The sequence below is a fragment of the Hafnia paralvei genome, assembly GCF_020150375.1.
In the GTDB taxonomy this organism is placed as follows: domain Bacteria; phylum Pseudomonadota; class Gammaproteobacteria; order Enterobacterales; family Enterobacteriaceae; genus Hafnia; species Hafnia paralvei.
The window spans coordinates 4,050,027-4,071,658 of the sequence record NZ_CP083737.1 but is presented as its reverse complement, the minus strand read 5'-3'; the positions used below and the strand labels follow the sequence as shown (position 1 = coordinate 4,071,658).

21 protein-coding genes are annotated in these 21,632 nt (G+C 49.8%); 9 read left to right on the top strand and 12 right to left on the bottom strand.

Features of this window, described 5'->3' with window-relative positions:
* Positions 1–189: 189 nt before the first annotated feature.
* Positions 190–1,569 carry an ATP-dependent RNA helicase DbpA gene (dbpA, locus tag K9N75_RS18915; protein WP_371419421.1) on the top strand — a complete coding sequence of 460 codons (1,380 nt, stop codon included), beginning with the start codon at positions 190–192 and terminating at the stop codon, positions 1,567–1,569.
* 92 nt (positions 1,570–1,661) lie between these two features.
* Here dbpA and K9N75_RS18910 read toward each other — a convergent pair whose 3' ends face one another.
* Genes K9N75_RS18910 through K9N75_RS18880 form a run of 7 tightly spaced genes read right to left on the bottom strand, consistent with a single transcriptional unit; the run spans position 1,662 to position 8,525 of the window.
* Positions 1,662–2,549 carry a sulfite exporter TauE/SafE family protein gene (locus tag K9N75_RS18910; protein WP_008815250.1) on the bottom strand — a complete coding sequence of 296 codons (888 nt, stop codon included), beginning with the start codon at positions 2,547–2,549 and terminating at the stop codon, positions 1,662–1,664.
* A gap of 9 nt (positions 2,550–2,558) precedes the next feature.
* Complete coding sequence (locus K9N75_RS18905; RefSeq protein ID WP_061059540.1) at positions 2,559–3,326, bottom strand: SDR family NAD(P)-dependent oxidoreductase; 768 nt, start codon at positions 3,324–3,326, stop codon at positions 2,559–2,561.
* A 26-nt stretch (positions 3,327–3,352) separates the two neighbouring features.
* A complete protein-coding gene (locus tag K9N75_RS18900) occupies positions 3,353–4,222 on the bottom strand; it encodes an NAD(P)-dependent oxidoreductase (protein ID WP_096080287.1) in 870 nt (289 codons plus the stop codon).
* Between the two features lies 1 nt (position 4,223).
* Positions 4,224–5,096: an SMP-30/gluconolactonase/LRE family protein gene (locus K9N75_RS18895; protein ID WP_224451998.1), complete on the bottom strand. Its 873-nt coding sequence runs from the start codon at positions 5,094–5,096 to the stop codon at positions 4,224–4,226.
* Entirely contained in the window at positions 5,089–5,973 is an 885-nt protein-coding gene (locus K9N75_RS18890) for an aldose 1-epimerase (RefSeq protein ID WP_224451997.1), read from the bottom strand. Before K9N75_RS18890 ends, K9N75_RS18895 begins: the two co-directional genes overlap by 8 nt.
* Complete coding sequence (locus K9N75_RS18885; protein ID WP_224451996.1) at positions 5,973–6,764, bottom strand: HpcH/HpaI aldolase family protein; 792 nt, start codon at positions 6,762–6,764, stop codon at positions 5,973–5,975. Before K9N75_RS18885 ends, K9N75_RS18890 begins: the two co-directional genes overlap by 1 nt.
* 9 nt (positions 6,765–6,773) lie before the next feature.
* The gene (locus K9N75_RS18880; protein ID WP_008815244.1) at positions 6,774–8,525 is read right to left on the bottom strand and encodes an IlvD/Edd family dehydratase; all 1,752 of its coding nucleotides are present in this window, start codon (positions 8,523–8,525) and stop codon (positions 6,774–6,776) included.
* Between the two features lie 217 nt (positions 8,526–8,742).
* On the opposite strand from K9N75_RS18880, the gene K9N75_RS18875 reads away from it, so the two are divergent.
* The 5 genes from K9N75_RS18875 (at position 8,743) to K9N75_RS18855 (ending at position 14,196) form a co-directional block, all read left to right on the top strand.
* Complete coding sequence (locus K9N75_RS18875) at positions 8,743–10,458, top strand: solute:sodium symporter family transporter (protein WP_224451995.1); 1,716 nt, start codon at positions 8,743–8,745, stop codon at positions 10,456–10,458.
* Positions 10,459–10,488: 30 nt separating this feature from the next.
* Entirely contained in the window at positions 10,489–11,526 is a 1,038-nt protein-coding gene (locus K9N75_RS18870) for a LacI family DNA-binding transcriptional regulator (RefSeq protein WP_008815242.1), read from the top strand.
* Between the two features lie 177 nt (positions 11,527–11,703).
* Positions 11,704–13,194, top strand: coding sequence for an NAD-dependent succinate-semialdehyde dehydrogenase (locus K9N75_RS18865; RefSeq protein WP_224451994.1), 1,491 nt, complete (start codon positions 11,704–11,706; stop codon positions 13,192–13,194).
* A gap of 259 nt (positions 13,195–13,453) precedes the next feature.
* Positions 13,454–13,912 (top strand): ribonuclease domain-containing protein, encoded by a 459-nt coding sequence (locus K9N75_RS18860; protein ID WP_008815240.1) that lies wholly within the window; start codon positions 13,454–13,456, stop codon positions 13,910–13,912.
* A 5-nt stretch (positions 13,913–13,917) separates the two neighbouring features.
* Complete coding sequence (locus K9N75_RS18855; RefSeq protein WP_039184822.1) at positions 13,918–14,196, top strand: barstar family protein; 279 nt, start codon at positions 13,918–13,920, stop codon at positions 14,194–14,196.
* A gap of 79 nt (positions 14,197–14,275) precedes the next feature.
* Here the strand turns inward: K9N75_RS18855 and yjgA are convergent, their stop codons facing one another.
* The 3 genes from yjgA to K9N75_RS18840 all read right to left on the bottom strand — a co-directional run bounded on the left by yjgA (position 14,276) and on the right by K9N75_RS18840 (position 15,505).
* Positions 14,276–14,833, bottom strand: a complete 558-nt coding sequence (yjgA, locus tag K9N75_RS18850) for a ribosome biogenesis factor YjgA (RefSeq protein WP_039184825.1) — start codon at positions 14,831–14,833, stop codon at positions 14,276–14,278.
* A 104-nt stretch (positions 14,834–14,937) separates the two neighbouring features.
* Positions 14,938–15,348 (bottom strand): type II toxin-antitoxin system HicB family antitoxin, encoded by a 411-nt coding sequence (locus K9N75_RS18845; RefSeq protein ID WP_004097419.1) that lies wholly within the window; start codon positions 15,346–15,348, stop codon positions 14,938–14,940.
* 22 nt (positions 15,349–15,370) lie between these two features.
* Positions 15,371–15,505: a type II toxin-antitoxin system HicA family toxin gene (locus K9N75_RS18840; RefSeq protein ID WP_105375245.1), complete on the bottom strand. Its 135-nt coding sequence runs from the start codon at positions 15,503–15,505 to the stop codon at positions 15,371–15,373.
* 386 nt (positions 15,506–15,891) lie between these two features.
* On the opposite strand from K9N75_RS18840, the gene pmbA reads away from it, so the two are divergent.
* From pmbA to K9N75_RS18825, 3 genes are all read left to right on the top strand, one after another.
* The gene (gene pmbA, locus K9N75_RS18835; protein WP_008815237.1) at positions 15,892–17,232 is read left to right on the top strand and encodes a metalloprotease PmbA; all 1,341 of its coding nucleotides are present in this window, start codon (positions 15,892–15,894) and stop codon (positions 17,230–17,232) included.
* A 1,421-nt stretch (positions 17,233–18,653) separates the two neighbouring features.
* A complete protein-coding gene (gene cybC, locus K9N75_RS18830) occupies positions 18,654–19,046 on the top strand; it encodes a cytochrome b562 (RefSeq protein ID WP_224451993.1) in 393 nt (130 codons plus the stop codon).
* Between the two features lie 2 nt (positions 19,047–19,048).
* Positions 19,049–19,567 carry a cytochrome b/b6 domain-containing protein gene (locus K9N75_RS18825; RefSeq protein WP_020303530.1) on the top strand — a complete coding sequence of 173 codons (519 nt, stop codon included), beginning with the start codon at positions 19,049–19,051 and terminating at the stop codon, positions 19,565–19,567.
* Between the two features lie 50 nt (positions 19,568–19,617).
* On the opposite strand, the gene K9N75_RS18820 is transcribed toward K9N75_RS18825, so the two are convergent.
* Both K9N75_RS18820 and rnk read right to left on the bottom strand, forming a co-directional pair.
* Positions 19,618–20,724 (bottom strand): transglutaminase-like domain-containing protein, encoded by a 1,107-nt coding sequence (locus K9N75_RS18820; protein ID WP_224451992.1) that lies wholly within the window; start codon positions 20,722–20,724, stop codon positions 19,618–19,620.
* A 176-nt stretch (positions 20,725–20,900) separates the two neighbouring features.
* Entirely contained in the window at positions 20,901–21,311 is a 411-nt protein-coding gene (rnk, locus tag K9N75_RS18815) for a nucleoside diphosphate kinase regulator (RefSeq protein ID WP_008815233.1), read from the bottom strand.
* Between the last annotated feature and the right edge of the window lie 321 nt (positions 21,312–21,632).

The following is a 21,632-nucleotide window of genomic DNA, read 5'->3' as shown; positions in this document are numbered from 1 at the left end:
TATCTTGCGGGGACCTCCCCGCAATTTCCCCTCTTACACCGCACCCCATTTTTACTTCTGCTCGCCTAAGTGCTTCTCTGCTATTATGTGCCTCTATGTGTACAAGTCTGTTGTCGTCATGAACGAATGACCGAGTAAAACAGCAAACTTGCTCCTCCCTATTTTATTTGCCTGATTAGAGTAACTGTTGTGACCCAATCCTTTGCTTCCCTGTCGCTGCCAGCAGCGCAGCTTGAAAACCTCGCTGAACTTGGTTATGCCTCCATGACGCCCGTGCAGGCCGCTGCATTACCCGCCATTTTGGAAGGCCGCGATGTTCGGGCGCAGGCCAAAACCGGTAGCGGTAAAACCGCCGCTTTTGGTATTGGTCTGCTCCAGCAGATTGACGTCATGCAGTTTACGACTCAGGCGCTGGTGCTTTGTCCAACTCGTGAGCTGGCCGATCAGGTTAGCAAAGAGCTGCGCCGTTTAGCCCGTTTCACTCAGAACATCAAAATTCTCACCCTCTGCGGCGGGCAGCCAATCAGTCATCAGTTGGATTCGTTAGTCCATGCACCACACATTGTGGTGGGTACGCCTGGACGTATCCAAGAGCATCTGCGCAAGAAAAGCGTCAGTCTGGATGCAATGAAGGTGCTGGTGTTGGATGAAGCTGATCGCATGCTAGATATGGGGTTCGCGGACGCTATCGATGATGTTATCAGCTATACGCCAACCGCTCGTCAGACGCTGCTGTTCTCTGCGACCTATCCGCAGGGCATTGAGCGCATTAGCGCCCGCGTTCAGCGTGAGCCCGTCACGATTGAAACGGGTGACGTTTCTGCATTGCCTGATATTGAACAGCAGTTTTATGAAACGTCACGCGGTGAGAAACTGCTTTTGCTACAGGCATTACTCAGCAATCTGCAACCCGCCTCATGCGTGGTGTTCTGTAATACGAAGCGTGATTGCCAAGACGTTTATGACGCGTTGTCTGGGCAAAATATCAGCGTATTAGCACTGCACGGCGATTTAGAGCAGCGTGAACGCGATCAGGTTTTGGTGCGATTCTCTAACCGTAGCTGCCGTGTGCTGGTCGCGACTGACGTCGCTGCGCGCGGTTTGGATATCAAAGAGTTAGAAATGGTTGTGAACTACGAGCTGTCCTTCGATCCGGAAGTTCACGTTCATCGTATTGGCCGTACTGCGCGAGCGGGTCAGAAAGGTTTGGCCGTTAGCTTCGTTGCGCCATCTGAAATGGTTCGGGCACATGCGTTGGAAGATTATATTGGCCTGAAGCCGAACTGGTTGTCTGCCGATAAAATGATGGCTTCGCCGATGAAACCTCTTGAGGCGGAAATGGTAACGCTGTGCATCGACGGTGGCCGCAAGGCGAAAATCCGTCCGGGCGATATTTTAGGCGCACTTACCGGTGATGCGGGATTAACCGCTGCCGATGTGGGTAAAATTGATATGTTCCCGATCCACGCTTATGTCGCCATTCGCAAAGCGGCGGCCAAAAAAGCCTATAAGCAGCTGCAAGAAGGTAAAATTAAAGGCAAAAGCTGCAAGGTTAGGATTTATAAATAAGTTTTAATCAGTATGCGTTCAGCCCCGTAGTTCATCTACGGGGCTCTTCTTTTTCAGTATCTCCAACCAGAATTTCTTTTAGCGAACAGCCGTCAGGTTGCGCTTTTGGCTGCCTCATCGGCGGCACGAATAGCGGCAACTTTCTTGCCAAATAACACTTGGAAGATGACCAAAACGCTAAATACTGGCAGCAACGCGGCTAACGCAGATATTCCTGTTGCGCCTTTGATTAACATCGCTCCTGAGGCGATCAGCAGTAAAAACACCATAATTCTGAATACTTTTACTGAGATACGCTTATGGACATATTGCCCAACGATAGATCCTAGGATCATGGTTGGAATACACAGAACCACGAGCTTCACGGTGGAGATAGTGAGAATGCCGCTGGTGGTCAGTCCGCCAATGATGGCAATGTTGTTGGCAGTAAAAAACGCATTCAACGTGCCGCGAAACGCTGCGGGACCTAAATTGCGCAGCATACCGTACATCACCACTGGTGGTCCGTTAGTGGAGAATGCCGCACCTAATGCGCCTGCTACTGCCCCCATTGGCGCTGCGATCCAGCGTTTGTCGTAAACGGGCAAACGCGGGATAAATAGGCTGTAAAACGAATACAAAATGATGAACCCGCCCAGCCCGATTTTCATGATGTGATCGGGTAAATACGAAAGTGCATATAGGCCTACGGGAATACCGAGCAACGAGAAGATAATTAACACCGCTGCCGATTTCCAGTCTGTTTCTTTGCGTGATAGCCAAGTGGCGTACAATGCGGTACCTGTTCCCACGATGACTGACATGGGGGCGGCCATTTTTAATGGTAACACCATGGTAATTAACGGCATGGATGTTAAACCACCGCCAAAGCCTGCACAGATCCCAACAAAGGTGTAGAGAAACATCACGCCGACAACGACAAGGATGGAAAACGTCTCAAGCGGCACACCATCCGGGGTGAGTAACGTAAAGAAATCCATATCCCCTCCTTAGTTGAGTGACAATCCTGCGTCGACCACGAAGTCCTGCCCTGTGCAACCGCATGATTCCTCAGAACCTAAAAACAGTGCCAAGCGTGCGCAGTGCGTACCATCCAGACGGATTTTTAATGCCTGTAGTTCGATAAACTGATTCACCGCTGAAGGATCCAGTTTGGCCCACATCGCATCTTGCTTAGCAGTGCGAATAGCGCCGGGTACTAAGCTGTTGACCCGAATGCCGCGCGCACCTAACTCTTGTGAAAGAGTACGGGTAAATCCGTGGATTGCAGCTTTAGAAAGGGAGTAGCACACGCGCCCTGGACGCCCACGCATCCAGTTAATCGATCCCATATTGATGATGCTGCCACTGCCTTTTTTGGTCATCCCAGGGATAACGGCTTGAATGGCAAAAAGCTGATGGCGTAGGTTAACGTTGATGCGGTTGTTAAAATACTCTTCGGTTATATCGTCGATTTTGTGGTGATCGTCACTGCCCGCGTTATTGATGAGAATATCGACATCGCCAATTTTCCCTGCAATTTGTACAAAGCAGGATTTGAGTTGTTCGATGTTGGTGACGTCGCACTCCAAAAATAGGCAGCCTAACTCCAGCGCTAACGTTTCACCCGCTTCGCGGTTGAAATCCATAAACGCGACCTTCGCTCCCTGATTCACATAGGCGCGAACCAGTTCCTCACCAATACCACTGGCTCCTCCGGTGATGGCGACGACTTTATTTTTGAGCGATTGGTATTGAACATTTTCTTGGTAGTTCATTTTCTATTTCCTTATTCTGCCGGAGCTCAGGCTTGTGATTGAGAGCGAACAACTTTTAAGGTGGCGCAAAAATCTTCGCTGCCGATGCCTGTGTTTAGCCCTTGATCGTAGACAGCCTTAATGACATCGACGCCCGGTAGATGCAGTCCAGATTCATTCATCATGGATTTCATGATGTTGACGTCTTTTGCCATATTTTGTAGTGAGAATGCGGGAGCAAAGTTGGCGGCAATCAGGCTGTCAATTTTGCTGTTGAGGTAGAAATTAGTGGCACCGCCGTAGGAAATGGCTTGATGCATATCGGGCCACTGAATATCAAACGCCGCTGCCGCGGTGAGCATTTCATTCACGCTGTTTTGAATGCCGGCGACCATCACGTTATGGATCATCTTCATTACCAGGCCACGACCATTGGGTCCCATATGGATCTGGTTGCAGCCCATCATGGCGAGAATATGGCGAACTTGTTCCCATGCCTGTTTGTCGCCACCGATGTAGATGCCTAATTCTGCTTTAACTGCGGCAGGAACGGATTTCACTACGGGGGCATCCAGCATGATGGCACCGGTTTGGGCAACCTCTTTGGCGATAGCTTCAGACACTGAGGGCTCAATGGTCGACATATCAATGGTGATCTGACCGCTGTGCAGATGCGGTAACATTTCTTGATAGACACTTCGCACGTGCTCTGAACGAGGCACCATGCTGATAATGACATCCGCCTGTTGGGCTATTTGCGCGATTGATGTAGCCGCTGTGGCTCCTGAAACGACCAAATTTTCAACGGCTTTAGGGTTGAGGTCATAAACCAGTACTTCGCCATCAAATTTTTCAACGATGTTTTTAGACATGGCTTCGCCCATCAGGCCCAGCCCGATAAATCCAATAGTTTTCATATCAGTTCTCTTTAAATTTAGGTTTTGGTATCCCGGTGGCCGAGACTTGAAGGGTAAAAATTGCGCCGGAAAGTGGACGCTCCAGTAGCTCCTGTTGCGACATGTTTTCTCGGGTAGTGGTGATAAATAGTGTGTTCATCTGTGATCCGCCGAAACAGACCATCGTTGGGCAGCGTACTGGTAGTGGGTGTTCTTCCAGTAATTCGCCCTGTGGTGAAAAACGCGCTATACGGTATCCATCAAACAGGGCCGTCCAGTAACAGCCTTCGCTATCCATGGCCGCTCCGTCAGGGCGTCCGTTTCCTAATGAAAAGCGTTTCCAAACCTGTCGCTCGCCGAGCTGGCCTTGCTCATCAAGAGCGGTGCGGTAAATCACGTGGTTTGGTGTATCGCTGGTGTACATCCAACGGTCGTCGGGGGAAAACGCTAAGCCGTTGGCACCGAGAATGTCGCACTGTATCACCGTGGTTTTTAGTGCGGCATCAACGCGGCACAGTAACGCTCCGTTGTAGTCACGCGGTCCCCAGTAGGTGCCTGCATAGAAGCGCCCATGAGGATCGGTACCACCATCGTTAAAGCGTGCGAGCTGTGGATTGTTAGGGTTATCGCAGATTTTTTGCTGCAGCGATCCCTGTTTATCGGTTAACCAGATGCCGGTACGCATGGCGACAATAAATCCGCCTTGTTCCCGTAGCGCAAAACAGCCTACTTCTTCAGGCATGGCGATCACCTGATGCTGATTGCTTTCTGGCCGATAGCAGTGGATCTCCTTTTGTAAAATATCCGTCCAGTAGAGGGACTGTGTACTGCTGTCCCATGTTGGACACTCGGGAAGATGCCCCTGATAATCAAACAGCGGTTCGGGCTTATGCATGTTCGGCGATCCTTATTTCCATTGATACGGTAAACCGCTCTCCTGAAGGTAATAGCCGCATTGCCCGATCGTCACTGCCAACAGGAAGCAGGTTGATGGCATTGTTGATGTTGCTGACAGGCTCAATAGCAACCACATTGCGCTCGGCTCCGGGAATAAACAGCACGGCGTTGGTTACGGTGTCGGAAGAGATGGTTGCGGTAATATCACGGCGAGGCCAACGGATTTGAGCGCTGCCGTTCCAACCTGTAAAGCAGTTATCAACCGAGCCAAATTGCGGTTGACGGAAGGTGTTATAGTCCCATTCTTTAGGAATTTCAGACTCTTGGCTTGGCAGGGCACTGGCATCGTTAAGCCACACTTTTTTTGCCACAAAACAGATTTCACACTCGCTAGCGTGAGCAAAAAACGGATGAAACCCTAATCCAACCGGAACGGAGGTCTCTGCTTGGTTGATGTATGTCATGCTGACGCGTAAAGCGTGCTCGCTGAGTTCCATTAATTGGATGGCATGATAGGGCCATGGCCAAGCTTCAGAAGCGTCGTGGGTCATCTCCAGCAAAATGCTGTTTGACGATTCCGAGGTGACTTTCCATGCGGCTTGCCATCCATTGCCGTGAATGGCATGAGGGTGATCGCCGAAGTTTTTCGCTACCTGCCACGTTTGCCCTGCAAAGGAAAATTGGCTTTGTGCGATTCGGTTTGACCATGGGATCAGCGGATAGCTGCCGCAAAGATTGGCGCGTAGCTCACCGTTTATCTGCAACGGCCGTAATATGGCGCAGTCGCGCCAGTTCAGCGCTGCGATAGTGCCGCCCAACTCGGGGGCGACGCTAAGCGTTAGGTTGCCACAGCTTTTTTCAATCAGCGTGACCATCAGTACACCTCACCACCGCTAATTGTGAGCGAGATGCCTCGAATAGCCGCCAACTGTTCTTTGGCGCGAGCCAGCAAGAAACTCATATCCGAAGCCAGTGCGACGAAGCGGAACCCCATGCTTTGATATTTATTGGCTAACTCAGGGTTACCTCCGACGATGCCACAAGGCTTTCCGAGGCGAACGCAGGCATCGACGCCTTTTTTAATCATAGCCTGTACTTCAGGGTGCGATGGGTTGCCGGGATATCCCATTGCAGCGGACAAATCACCGGGGCCGATAAAGAAGCCCGTTACGCCTTCTAACTTGGCGATTTCAGCGATGTTGCCGATTGCTTCTGGGGTTTCCATCTGCAAAATCAGGCACAGATCGTCACGTCCTTGTGCAACGAAATCGGGATTGCTTCCCCAAATAGATGCGCGATGCATAGCCGCAAAACCACGTTTTCCATATGGCGGATAATAGGCTGACTCAATCGTTTTTTGAGCCTCTTCTACCGTATTGATAAAGGGGATCATTAGGGACATTGCTCCGCCATCTAATGCGCGTTTAATCAGCACAGTTTCATTTCCAGCTAACCGATACAGCGGTGTGATGCGAGGATTTACGCTACGAATGGCGCGATCGATACGTATGGCGTCCAGCGTGTCGACCGCGACATGTTCTTGATCGAGCACTAGAAAATCAAAACCTACGGTGGCCATCGCTTCGGCTACGGTGTCGCTGCCCGTCATCATCCAAGTACCTAGCTGCACGGAGCCGCTCGTTATCGCTTGTTTAAAAATGTTCATTACAGTTCCTTAGAAAATGGGTGGCTCAGGGACATCGCTGCCCGCCTGTAAAAAGTCAAAATCGCAGCCTTCATCTGCTTGGGTCACATGCTGTTGGTAGAGGGCCGCCCACGAGCGTTGAAAGACCCGATGCGTTGGTTGGAAATCGGCGCGGCGGCGGGCTAGTGTGGTGTCATCGACCAGCATGTTTAGCGTTCCAGCATCGATATTCAGTTCGATGAGATCGCCGGTTTGTACCAGCGCTAATGGCCCACCGACGGCGGCTTCAGGAGCCACGTGCAGAATGCAGGTGCCGTAGTGGGTACCGGACATGCGGCAGTCGGAGATGCGCACCATATCGGTAACGCCCTGCTGAAGGAGTTTTTTAGGGATAGGAAGGTTTCCCCATTCAGGCATCCCAGGAGCGCCGACAGGTCCGGCGTTGCGTAAAATGATGACGCTGTCTTTAGTGACGTCGAGATCCGGATCGTCAATACAATCTGAAAGCTGTTGATGGGTATCAAAAACCAGCGCAGGTCCGCGATGGTGACGTAACGCGGGGCTGGCGGCAGAAGATTTCATTACGGCGCCGTTGGGACAAAGATTACCGCGCAGCACGGTTAACGCGCATCCTTGTGAAAGGGGAACGATAGGGTTATCGAGGTTACGGATGATGTCATCGTCATAGCAGTGGGCATTTTCCAGCCATTGGCTAACAGGTTGATTTGTGACGCCAACGCTCTCCTGATGGAGGAAATCTGTAATTTTGCTGAGCTGTGCCAGCAGGCCGCCGGCAAAGTAAAACTCTTCCATCAGCTTTTCGCCGGATGGGAATAGGTTGGCAAGGACAGGAATATGACGAGCGAGTTCAGCCATATCGTCCAGCGTGAGCTGCACTTTTGCACGGTTAGCCATGGCGATAAGATGAATCGCGGCGTTAGTTGAACCACCGAGCGACAAATAGGCTGCGATACCGTTGAGGAAATTCTCGCGCTTTAGCCAGTTCGATGGTTTATGGTCGTACCACACCATATCGACGATGGTTTCCCCGCATAATGATGCCATTTGGGGATGACGAGAATCAGCGGCTGGAATGGAGCTGGCTCCCGGTAGGGTAAAGCCCATTGCGTCGGCAATTGAGGTCATGGTGGAGGCGGTGCCCATGGTGTTACAGGTACCGATGGAGCGCGTCATCGCACCTTCCAACTCAATCCAATCGTGCTGGGTAATGGCACCTAAGCGGAGCTGATCCCAATATTTTTTAGTATGTGTGCCCGCGCCAGTGACCTGCCCATGCCATTTGCCTGAGGACATCGGCCCCGCAGGGCAGAATATGGCAGGAATATCCATCGAAATGGCACCCATTAGGAGCGCAGGCGTTGACTTATCACACCCTCCGAGCAATACGACGCCGTCGATAGGATGCTGACGCAATAGTTCTTCGGTCTCCATGGCCAAAAAGTTGCGATATAGCATGGTGGTGGGTTTAACCATCACTTCACCCATCGAGAGCGCAGGCAATTCAACAGGAAAACCGCCGGCAGCCCAAATTCCGCGCTTTACCGCTTCCGCACGTTCACGCAAATGGGTGTGACACGTGCTCATATCACTCCAGGTATTAATAATCCCGATGACTGGTTTGCCGAGAAACTCTTCACGCCGATAGCCCATTTGCTGGCTACGTTGGCGATGGGCAAACGCACGAATCGTGTTTGGTGCGTACCACCGTTGACTACGCAACGCCGAAATCTCTCGACGCTTGAGATGATCATGATTGAACATGTGTTAGTTGCCTTGGTGATTGATGTTTTATTTACAGTAATATCGTAGCGCTACGATTAACAAGATGGTTAAAGTTGATTTTGTGATCTAAAGCGGATTTCAAACTGCTTTGCTGGATATTTTATAATCTATGTCATACTTCCGTTGTTTGATCTGTTTTCACGCGATAACGCCCGTGCAATAGTAAAAAGTAAGTTATTTTATAGGTGGAAGAAAAATGGTTATGGTGATGACGCTTTCCACATTTGTGCTTTTTTTGCTTATCGTAGCGCTATATTCATATCGAAAAACACGAGGCGTATCAGAATCGGGTGTTGACGGTTTTTTTCTGGCCGGACGTGGGTTGAGTGGTTATTTCATTGCCGGTTCGCTTTTGCTTTCTAACCTGTCGGCAGAACAGTTGGTGGGGTTAAACGGCAACGCATACCGTTTTGATATCAGTGGAATGGCATGGGAAAGCACGGCAGCGATTGCCATTATCGCGATGGCGCTATTTTTCCTGCCGCGTTTTTTACGCCGTGGGATTACCACCATGCCGCAGTTTTTAGAGGAGCGCTTTGATATCACTACGCGCCGTATGGTGAGTATTATGCTGCTGGTGGGGTATGCGGTAATGGCTAACCCTTGCAGCCTATATCTTGGTGCTATCACCATGGATGAGCTTTTCGATTTCCAACAAATTACGGCGCTTTCTACACAGAGTTCGATTGCTGTTTTATCACTGGCTATGGGAGCGATTGGCGGGATTTATGCCACCGCTGGCGGGCTTAAGGCGGTGGCAGTGTCGGATACTATCAGCGGAGTCATTTTGCTGGTCGCTGCGCTTCTGATCCCTATTCTGGGGTTAGTCGCTATTGGGGATGGCGCGCTTTGGGATGGTGCTCGCAAGCTCATTGCCGATCATCCGGAGCAGTTTAATGCCATTGGCGATAAGAACGCGTCTGTGCCATTTAGCACTATTTTTACCGGTATGCTGTGCGCGAATCTGTTTTACTGGTGCACGAATCAGATGATTATTCAACGTGCTCTGGGTGCCCGTTCGCTGGCTGAAAGCCAGAAAGGCGTGTTGCTGGCGGGAATTATTAAGTTGCTGGTTCCTGTCGTAATGGTATTGCCTGGTCTTATTGCGTTTAATCTGTTTGGCGGGACGTTAAACCATGCGGATTTTGCCTATCCGGCGTTGGTGAAAGCCGTACTACCTTGGTGGCTAACCGGAATGTTTGCCGCGGCTATTTTTGGCACGGTGACGAGCCACTTTAATTCAATTATTAACTCCAGCGCTACGCTGTTTGTTATCGATCTGTATGGACCCATTAGTGGATGTAAGGATGAAAAGAAATTGGTGCGGGTAGGGAAAATCGCCTCCATTTTCTTCTCGCTGGTTTCCGTAGTGATTGCTCCGCTGTTGCTAAATACGCCGAACGGTATTTTCGATCTGATGCGCCGCTTTACCGGTTTTTACAGCGTGCCAATTATCGCTATTGTTCTGGTGGGATTTCTGACTCGTCGTGTTCCTGCCTGTGCGGCTAAATTTACGCTAATTTTCCATATTGTCGCTTATGGTATTTATACTTTCGCCGGTTTGGATAAGTCGTTGAGCCTGCACTTTATTCATGTGATGGGGATTTTATTTGTTTTGGAAGTAGGAATGATGTTGATTTTAGGGATAGTAAAACCGGCAGATTTTCACCCGCCGGCCACGAACCTCAACCCTATCCCGATGAAAAAATGGAAGTACGCTAACCTGACGAGTGTTATGATGATTGCCGCGTTAATCAGTATCTATATCACTTTGTCGCCCGCTGGAATCGCAGACCCTGCGGGGATCCCTCAAAGTTATCCATTCCTCATCGCTGCGGTTTGGGCTGTTGCACTGATGCTGATCTATTGGATGAAACGACGCCATCACCGTTCGTTATCGGCTGCAACTTGATGGCGCCCTGAACGAGTACAGACGATATCAATGCGCCAAAGATCACGACAAATCATAAAACTTGATGACGTAGCTCAGCAGGCAGGAGTTTCCCCTTCGACGGTGTCGCTGTATATCCGTTATCCGGAAAAGGTGTCTGAGCGTACGGGAGCAAAAATCCAACACGCCATAGATCAACTGGGATATGTTCATAACAAAATTGCCAGTCAGTTCACCGGTGGACGCAGCAGCAGCATGGCGGTGGTGTTGCCATCGTTGGCCAACATTATTTTTAGCCGAGTGATCCAGCAAATAGAGCGTACGGTCAGCGAGCAAGGTTATCAGCTATCGATCGCCTCTCACGACCATAATCTGGAAAAAGAAGAAGCGCAGGTGCGTGCTATTTTGCAATGGTCACCCGCGGTGATTGCCATTGCTGGTGCAGACCACAAGCCAGAAACGCTAAAAATGCTAGAAAATAGCGGTGTGCCTGTGGTGCAGATGTGGCAGGTTGATGGAAGTAATTTCTCCGCTCAGGTAGGCAATGACCATATACATATTGGCTATGAAGCCGCGCGTTTTCTCGTGGAGTCAGGTTGTAAAAAACTGGGTTACTTCACCACGCGTTTTGCGGAGGATATACGCGCGCGTAAACGTTATGAAGGGTTTTGCCATGCGCTCGCCGAACTGGGCGTTAGCGTCACTTTGGTGGATATTCCACGCACCGAGAATATTTATCAGGCGAGCCGAGAAACTCTCACGAAAACGTTGATTAAAGAGCGCGGGATGGATGGTATTTTTTGTACCAGCGACGCGATTGCTAGTGCGCTACTCATGGAAGCCTGCGATCGCGGTATTCGCGTCCCCGATCAGCTTAGCATTTTGGGATTCGGTGATTTTCCCTCTAGTGCTTGGATGTCGCCAGTTTCTCTTTCTAGCGTCAATCTTAATGCTGATGTCATCGCAACCCGGACGGCAGAAATGATGCTGAAAATGGGCAGTGATGAAAACTATCACGGTGAAGTGTGCGACGTTGGCTTTGAAATTATGCCGCGTGGCAGCACCAAACTGCCGATTTACACTGCTTAACTGCACCGTCGCTGGATAGTTTATTCGCCACATAAGTCGCAGCCGGTCACCAGTGGCACCTAGCGGGTGCCATTTTTTGTTGTATAACCTGATACAGCGAATTTCCCCCACCTCAAAAATCTTCCTCTATACTCTTCAAGTGTGCATTTTATTTACCACTCATAGAACGACGTATCGATGAGTACCGCAGTGATTCTGGAGGCTGAAGTGAACCCATTACACGAAAAACTTAAGAAAAATGAATTCTTTAAAACGGGCTATTTTATTGCCGGTCAATGGCAGGACGCCTCGAATACCTATGAAGTCACAAACCCTGCAACGGGAGAAGTGGTAGCTAAAGTCGCCAATGCAGGACAGAAAGAGACTCAGGCCGCTATTCGCGCAGCGAGTGAAGCGTTGCCCGCGTGGCGCAAAACGACAGCCAAGCAGCGGTCTGAGATCTTGCAAAACTGGTATCACCTGATCGTTGAAAATAAGCCTTTCTTGGCTGAATTGATGGTCGCAGAACAGGGTAAGCCCTTAAAAGAAGCGATGGGCGAAGTGGATTATGCGGCGAGTTTCATTCAGTGGTTTGCCGAAGAAGCTAAACGCGCCAATGGCGAGATCATTCCACCGGTTAAACCGGGATCGCGTATTTGGGCGACGCGTGAGCCTATTGGCGTGGTGGCGGCGATCACACCGTGGAATTTCCCGCTGGCGATGCTGACACGCAAATTAGGTCCGGCTTTGGCGGCTGGCTGCACTGGGCTGATAAAGCCAGCCAATGAAACGCCGCTGTGTGCGTTTGCCTTACTGGCATTGGCACAAAAAGCAGGCGTCCCCGATGGCGTATTGAACGCGGTTTCAGGTGATACTTTGGCTATCAGCGACGCGATCATGGCGAGCAAAGATGTGCGCAAGATTTCGTTTACTGGCTCGACGGGCGTCGGTAAAACTTTGGTGCGTAACGCTGCGGAAACGATGAAGAAAGTGTCCATGGAGTTGGGGGGCAATGCGCCATTCATCGTCTTTGAAGATGCGGATTTAGAGGCTGCGATCAAAGGTATCATGGCGAACAAATTCCGTAATGCGGGTCAGGTGTGCGTGTGTATTAATCGTATTTATCTGCATGACAGCATATATGACACGTTTGTAAGCCGCTTAGCCGATGAAATACGTAAGCTGAAAGTTGGCAACGGCATGGATGAAGGCGTTAGCGTTGGTCCATTGGTGAGCGAGAAGGGTGTCGATAAGGTTGAACAGCACGTTAAAGATGCATTGGAAAACGGCGGTAAAGTGATGGCAGGAGGTCAGCGCCATGCATTGGGCGGCAACTTCTTCCAGCCAACGCTGATTGCTGAAGCAAACGAAGATATGTTGATGGCCTCGGAAGAGACTTTTGGTCCTGTTGCAGCCTGCTACCGTTTTAAAACGGAAGAGGAAGTGATCAAGCGTGCTAACGATACGCCATTTGGTTTGGCGGCCTATTTCTATACTCAAAATCTGTCACGTGTTTTCCGCGTATCTGAGCTGTTGGAAAGTGGCATGATCGGCATTAACGAATGTTCGGTTTCTACTGAAGTGGCTCCGTTTGGCGGCGTGAAAGAGTCTGGCTTAGGCCGCGAAGGTTCAACGCTGGGCCTTGAGGAATTCATGGAAGTGAAAACACTTCACCTCGGAAATCTATAATCCATTGATGGGTGGATACGATTTTTGTTGAGTATTCACCCACTTTGGCCTCGCTCTGATGGTTTTTCCTATTTGTTCAGCTTATCCCTACTGGTGTTTCCCTATTCAACGATTATGATAAGTACGAAGGCTGCAAATGCAGTTTTGAATCCTTGCCGGTTATCTGGCAGCCAAAAATAAAAAGTGTGGATTCATTTTTGTTTCATTTCTCGCAGTTATTCGTGTTTTAAACCTTTAAGCAATGGTCTGGTGAGGGTGTATGGCAAAGCGTTTATGGACAGGGTTACTGATCATTCTGGCGTTGAGCGGAGTGGCGTTTCTGAACAGCCAAGCGGCCGTCAGCAGTCATGAAGGGAAGTCGGCTTCGGTTTCTACTTCAGAAAGCATTGAACAGTTAACACAGCAGGATCGCGTAGTGAGTTATCTGCGAGAACATCAACGCCTGCCTGATTTTTATATCACGAAAAAACAGGCAAGAGCGGAAGGTTGGGATGCGAGTGCAGGCAATTTGTGTAGTGCGGTTCCTGGTAGAGCGATTGGTGGCGATCGTTTTTCTAATCGCGAAAAGCGTTTACCGCAAAAAGCCAAACGCGTATGGCGAGAAGCGGATATCAATTATCATTGCGGACGTCGTCAGGCAGATCGACTGATCTACTCTAACGATGGACTGATTTATATAACGCGAGATCACTATCGCACGTTCACAAAAATGGAGTGATCAGCATGAATAAAGTTAAATTCGATTTTAATCATATCGCCGATCTTCCGGCTTTTTATCGTCAGTTTAGTCATGAATTTTCCCTTGATAGCGAATTTGGTAACAATCTAGATGCGCTGTGGGATGCGGTGACGGGGGGGATTAAACTTCCGGTCGAAATCGATTTTGTCAATTTTAACGGTCGTAAAAAACGCCGCTTTGCTGCGCTGGTTCTGCTTTTTGAAGAGGCGGAAGAGGAACTCGAAGGGGCGCTGCGTTTTAATATGTTGGAGAAAACGGTCTAATCCGTCGATTTACATATGGCTGCAACAGTGCAGCCTTCAGCGCCAAATGTCGCTGAAAGATGCACTGGCAGAGGCGCCATTACTCGTTTTCTTCAGACAGTTCGCGCAGGTATTGGAAAATCTGGCGGGCTGACTTTGGCGGCTTATTGGTGGCCTTCTCTTTTTTCGCATTACGGATCAGCGAGCGTAGTTGCTGGCGATCGGCTTGCGGATAGAGTTCCAGAACCAGCGAGATAGCATCGTCGCCTTCGTCGATCAAACGATCGCGGATCTGTTCTAATTTATGGAACAGAGCAACCTGCTGGTTGTGACGGTTGTTGAGCTTGTCTAATGCAATCTGGATTGGCTCAGGGTCACGCTGACGCAGCATTTTACCAATCAGCTGTAGCTGGCGGCGACGGCCTTCCTTTTTGATGCGCTGTGCCAATTCAACTGCGGCACGTAGATCGGCATCCAGCGGGATTTTATCCAGCGCATTTTTGCCTAGATCGACCAACTCTGCGCCCAGATCTTTCAGGGCTTCGGCATCACGTTTAATTTCGCTTTTGCTGACCCAGATGATCTCGTCATCTTCGTCTTTATCAATATCGTTTTCGGGTACTTCGTCTAACCAGTCTTCGTCTGGATGCTTCTGCATATCTGATTCCTTAAAAAAAGACGCTAATCCTATCAGGTTGTGCAGGATTCATGTTGAATGATTTACATGAAATTAAGGAGATCATGTCTATCGCAAATTTGTTTCTATTTTATCACTGTTACCTGTTCGAGCGCAGCCTGAGCTAAAAAACCGGATCGGCTTTTATATTCAGGATGTAAGGCAACGACGCGATCGATTCTGGCAATCAATGACTTAGGGAGCGTGACGTTAATCTTTTCTGCGCCGCCCATGAGGCGAGTAACATCAACCTCGACGATAGCCCAGATGTATTCCTGATATTCAGCTTTGTTTGATAAATCTTCGATTTTTGATGGCATTGGAAAATCGGCTTCCATTTCAACCAGCAATTCAATATGACTAATGATTGCTTGCTTGGCGTTAGCTATCGCTTCATCGAGCGTATCACCGGCAGAGAAACACCCCGGTAAATCAGGCACGGTTACACCGTAAGCATGGTGTTGATCTCCGGATTCAATAGCAATGGGATAAAGCATAGGAAACCTCTTGGTGGTGAAGCTAAAGCCCAGCCTGTTGCCGGATGCTTTTTACGGTATTGGCGGGGAGATCTTTTTTAGGATGAGGAATCGTCACTAGCCCCGTTTTGTTGGGGTGAGTGAAGTGATGATGGCTTCCCTTCACCCTTTTAAGGATTCACCCGTCAGCCATGATTTCAGCGATCAGCATCCTGCTATTCATTATAGCCACTGACTCCCTAAATATGAGGGTTATAATAACCCTGCGAGCCGGTTAACACAATTTATCGTCGCGTAGCGCGTCTAAAAGTGAGTAGTGAATACGATCTTGAGGTAAAGAACCCCACTTAATTTTACTTTTGTCCAAGTTATACGGTCGGTGATCCGTAAGCGTTGGCAGTTTTGCGTGGGTTTCAGCGATTGTGCGAAATTGATCTCAGTTCCTGATAAACTCAGAGTTAATTTAGTTTTAGAAACTGGCGCCGTTTTAGGTGCCAATCATAACGGCCTACGGCGATGATTGCGCCGGTGGTTTAATCCATTTCTGATAATTATGGCAGATTGATGAAAGTAATCACTCAGGTTGCAGAACAACGCAAGACGCTGGAAAACGCCGTAGCACAGGCGTTAGAACTGGCTAAAGCCGGCGCGGATGCCGCCGAAGTGGCCGTCACCAAAACCACGGGCATTAGCATCAGTACTCGTTTTGGTGAAGTTGAAAATGTTGAATTCAACAGCGATGGCGCGTTGGGGATCACCGTTTATCACCAGCAGCGTAAGGGGAGCGCATCCTCAACGGATCTTAGCCCAGACGCTATTGCTCGTACGGTACAGGCTGCGCTGGATATTGCACGCTATACTTCACCCGATCCTTTTGCCGGTCCTGCAGATAAAGAGTTACTGGCATTTGATGCGCCGGATCTCGATCTGTTTCACCCTGCTGAATTAGATGCAGAACGTGGTATTGAACTGGCTGCGCGCGCTGAGCAGAGCTCGTTGAAATTTGACCCGCGTATTACCAATACCGAAGGCGGCAGTTTTAACAGTCACTATGGCATTAAAGTTTTTGGCAATAGCCACGGTATGCTGCAAAGCTACAGCTCCAGTCGTCATTCGCTCTCTAGCTGTGTTATCGCCGAGCATGACGGCGATATGGAACGTGACTATGCCTATACCATCGCCCGTGACATTAACGATCTGAAAAGCCCTGAGTGGGTAGGGGAAGAGTGCGCGCGCCGTACGCTCTCCCGCTTGGCGCCACGCCGCTTGCCGACGATGGAAGCGCCAGTCATGTTTGCGGCTGAGGTGGCAACCGGTCTGTTTGGCCATTTAGTCGGTGCTATCAGCGGTAGCAGTGTGTATCGCAAATCGACGTTCTTGCTCGACAGTCTAGGTAAGCAAATTCTGCCTGAATGGTTAACCATCAACGAACAGCCACATTTACTGAAAGGGATGGCTTCTACACCGTTTGATAGCGAAGGGGTACGTACCGTTGAACGCAATATTGTGGAAAATGGCGTATTACAGACTTGGCTGATGACCAGCTATTCAGCGCGTAAGCTGGGTATGCAAAGTACTGGGCATGCTGGTGGGATCCATAACTGGCGTATCAAAGGGCAAGGTTTAGGCTTCGAAGATATGCTGAAAAAAATGGGCACTGGTTTCTTGGTTACTGAGCTGATGGGGCAAGGCGTAAGCGGTGTCACCGGCGACTATTCCCGTGGTGCAGCAGGTTTCTGGGTCGAGAATGGTGAAATCCAATATCCGGTCAGCGAAGTGACGATTGCGGGTAACCTGAAAGATATGTGGTCGAATCTGGTCACCCTTGGTGATGATATAGAACTGCGTAGCAATATTCAGTGTGGTTCTGCGCTGCTGGAAGCAATGAAGATAGCGGGAGAATAGAGGGACATGCATTTCATCTAGGGCATCTGAATTTATGCATCAACGGTGAAAGGTTTCGTCCGCCCGTCAGCATCTGTGTTTCCATGAAACTGCTGGCGTAGGCGTCCGACGAGCGGTTGCCAGCGCGCAACCTCTCGACTCTCGCGCTTTTTACCGCGTCGTTTGGCCGACCGGTCTCAGAGCGCACATCCTGTACGCCCTCGACCTACCGCCATCTTCCCTGATGGCGGTTCTAGGATGCATTTCATCTAGGGCATCTGAATTTATGCATCAACGGTGAAAGGTTTCGTCCGCCCGTCAGCATTTGTGTTTCCATGAAACCGCTGGCGTAGGCGTCCGACGAGCGGTTGCCAGCGCGCAACCTCTCGACTCTCGCGCCTTTTTACCGCGTCGTTTGGCCGACCGGTCTCAGAGCGCACATCCTGTACGCCCTCGACCTACCGCCATCTTCCCTGATGGCGGTTCTAGAATGCATTCTTTCAACACGAAAATGCGTCAGAACCTTTCTATGTAAAAATGGTGAAAGTTTTCGTCCGCCCGTCAGCATTTTTGTTTCCATGACACTGCTGGCGTAGGCGTCCGACGAGAGGTTACCAGCGCGTAACCTCTCGACTCTCGCGCCTTTTTACCGCGTCGTTTGGCCGACCGGTCTCAGAGCGCACATCCTGTACGCCCTCGACCTACCGCCATCTTCCCTGATGGCGGTTCTATCATGCATTTCATTCAACACGAAAAGATCTTTTTATCTTTTAAAAGCTTAAGTCTTGGTAGAGAGAGCCGCCGGTATAGGGATGTACCGGCGGAGTTTGGGGCGCCCTGGATGGGCGATACCAAACCGGAGCGGAAATGGCATCTCGGATAAAAGCGCGCGAGTTGAGAGCCCCCGCGCAACGGGGCTCTCATCGGTCGCCTTCGCCAGTGGTTTCATGGAAACTCGTTTGCTGACCGGCGAACGAAATATTTCACTGCAACCCCATAGAGGATTAGCGTTCCAAACCGGAGCGGGAATGGCGTCTCGGATAAAAGCGCGCGAGTGCAGAGACCACGCGCTGGTGGTCTCTGCCCGTACGCCTTCACGGATGTATCAATGAAGCGCGGTATGGACAGGCGGGCGGAATATTTCACTGCAATGCCATAGAGGATTAGCGTCCTAAACCGTAGCGGAGATGGCATCTCGGATTAAAGCGTACGGATGTATCAATGAAGCTCGGTATGAACAGGCGGGCGGAATATTACACCGTGCAACATAGAGGATCGTCAGGACAGACCATTACACTGAATCCATATAAACGCCCCTTAATCTCAATCTCTATCCCCGTCAATAAACGTAAATTCCTCCCCCTGCACCTTGCACATCCTCTCCCTACTCTCTATGTTGATAATCGTGAGCTAATGTTATCAATAAGTAAGGAAATAATAATATGCGTAAAACGTTACTAGTGTTAGCCAGTGCGGCAATGATGATGGGAAGCTCTCTGGTTTATGCCGCGGGAGAAGATGTGGGCGATGCGATGGATACTATCGCAAGTCATTATAAAATCGCGCTAAAGGCCGATAATCCACAAGAGTTTAAGAAAGCATTGCAAGGTATGAAAGCTGGGGCTCAGGAGGCTCAAAAAGGGACGCCACCTAAGCTTGAGAAGGAGCCCGCGGATGGCGCCAAAATGACAGATTTCCGTCATGGCCTCGATATTCTCATTGGGCAAATTAATGATGCGGAGAAATTGGCTGACGCGGGTCAGTTTGAACAGGCTAAAGCTGCCGCAGAGAAGTTTAAAGATACGCGCAATACTTACCATAAGAAGTACAAGTAATTATGACTCGGGGGTTGGAAATGCGCTGGGACGCGATGGTGCGATTTACCCACTGGGGCGTTGCTTTGGGTTTTTTACTAAATCGCCTGCATGTAACCAAGCCGGGGAGTGATTGGCATCAGGTTATTGGGCTTGCAGTGGCCAGCCTAGTGATCTTGCGTATCATATGGGGATTTACGTTGGCGAAAGGCCCTGCGCGTTTGTCAGCAATGATTCCAACCCCTACGTCTTTGAAATACCATTTTCATGAATTAAAAAATCGTAGTGTGCCGACACATTTACATCATAACCCGCTGGGAGCTATCGGCATCTGGCTGTTTTGGATTTTGTTGCCGTTGGTAGCCTTAACCGGCTGGGCGCAAGATACGGATTTTATCGATCTCTATCCGGTGGATGACTGGCATTACTGGCTCGTTAACACGGTCACTGTGCTGGTATGCATACATATTCTTGCGGTGATCGCGATGTCTGTCTGGTTACGTAAGGACTTGGTTCGAGCTATGCTGCCAGGTAAGAAGTAGGCGGCGGTTTATCGACTCCCTCTCCACTTCTGAAGAGGGAGTCTATGCGCTTAACGTTTCACGCTACTGATTGAATATTTAAAAGTATCAGGCTTCAAACCATCCAATTTTTGCTCGCCAATCTGCGCTTGCGGATACATTAAATAGGCGGCCTGTTCGGCATCTCCGGGCAGTTTAAGATCGTGGGCGTGGTTATAGGCCATCCAGTTCATCTCCCAACCGCCAAACATCCACTTATTGGCCTTCTGCACTTTAGGATCGCTAAACGGTAGGCCACCCGCCTGTTCTTCCAGCATCACTTTGCGCACATCCGCAGGATCTACGGGTATCCAGCCGTAACCTTCCATATAGAATTCGGCGCGGCAGTGTTGAGCTTTGGTAATATCGCCGTCTTTGCCGAGGCTATTGAATCCCATGCTCGACTTGCCTAAACGTACGCCATAGGCATCGCGGGCAGGGATACCGACCGATCGCGCTAACGCCACAAACAGCGCGTTGATGTCGGCACATTTACCGGAAAGATTGCCGCTGTCGAGCATTTGTTTGACGTTGCCATCGCCGCAGCCGAGCGTTTTCGGATCGCGTTGAGTGTTAGCCACTACCCAGTCATAAATCATTTTGGCGCGATCGATATTATTTTCACCGCGTCCCTGAATGATCTGATTCTCCGTTTTTGCCACGATACCATCGGTGGGCAAATAGCGAGTAGGTTGAAGGTAAAGTGCCATTTCTTGCGCTGAAAGTTTGACTGGATTGGCCGGCGGCGTTTGGAGATCGATATGGCGATCACGAGTACTTATGCTTTGTGTCATGGTTATGCTGTGCTGTGTGGCCTTTGCCGGCCAGCTAACATGTAAAACCAGTGCGTTGTAGGGCTTAACCAGTATCAGTTTAGCCTTGCCATCGGCGGAGACTTTCCAATGCGGAGTTTGGGCGCGCTGATAATCGCCAAGTCGTGTATCCGGCAGCGGCAGCCATAGCTGCACGGCTTCATGGGTAGCTGGAATATCTACCTGCGTTGTGACTCGGTAATGCTGCCAATCTTTTGTTTCATTGTTGGGAACGGTATCGTTTGAAGCGGCATATCCCACGCTCATCATGGCTGACGCGATGAGCGACACTGCGGCGCTAAGGTGGATAAAACGGCGTCGGTTCATGAATTTTCCATGTTCGTGTTGTCAGGAAAAAGAAGCCAAGTGTCTGGCTTCCATGGTTTCATCCGCCGTCTTCGTTTGCCTGAGGCCTTCCGTTAACCCAGCGAGGTGAACGCCTTTCCGATTTGGAGGGGCTTATTCCAGATTATCGGAAAGGTAATATTTACCTATTTTCAGGGTTAACGATGATATTCGCCAGCGGCTTCTGGCTGGTATTGTAATTCAAGCACTTCAATATGGGTTGTCTGGCCGTTTGGCAGCTCCCACTGAATCGCATCGCCGACGCGTAAACCTAGCAGCGCGGCCCCGATAGGCGCCATGACAGACAGCTCTGCGGCGCTATCTTTCAGGCTGGCAGGATAAACCAGCGTGCGTACATGCTCTTCTTTAGACGATAGATCGCGGAATTTGACGCGGCTGTTCATAGTCACTACATCGGCCGGCATATTTTCAGGGCTGAGCATTTCCGCGCGATCCAGTTCGTTATTCAATGCTTCAGCGACCGGCAGGCTGGCGAAAGCTGGCTGCTCAAGCAGTGTATCTAAGCGGGCAGCATCAAGTTCATTCAGGATAATGGCTGGTCGTGACATCGTTCTCTCCATGTAAGGTGGACTGGAGTCGCTCCGGTCCTTGTTGTTTGGTGTCAAAAGAAAACCCTCACGCCCGTAAGCGCAAGGGTTTAGGATTCGTGGACTTTCTATAACGTGATAATAGATAGCTTACCGGCTTTTTAAAAGTGAGCTGTATCACGATTCGGATACTCTATATCCGCCCTTGGGATAGTATCAAACTCTGTCGCAGTTTATAACAGTGATGGCGTTTTTTCCTGATAAATCAGGGAATAAAATTTTTTCCACTCTGGTATTTTCGTGAAAATTTGAACTGGAAATGCTTTTTGGCATCTATTTCCA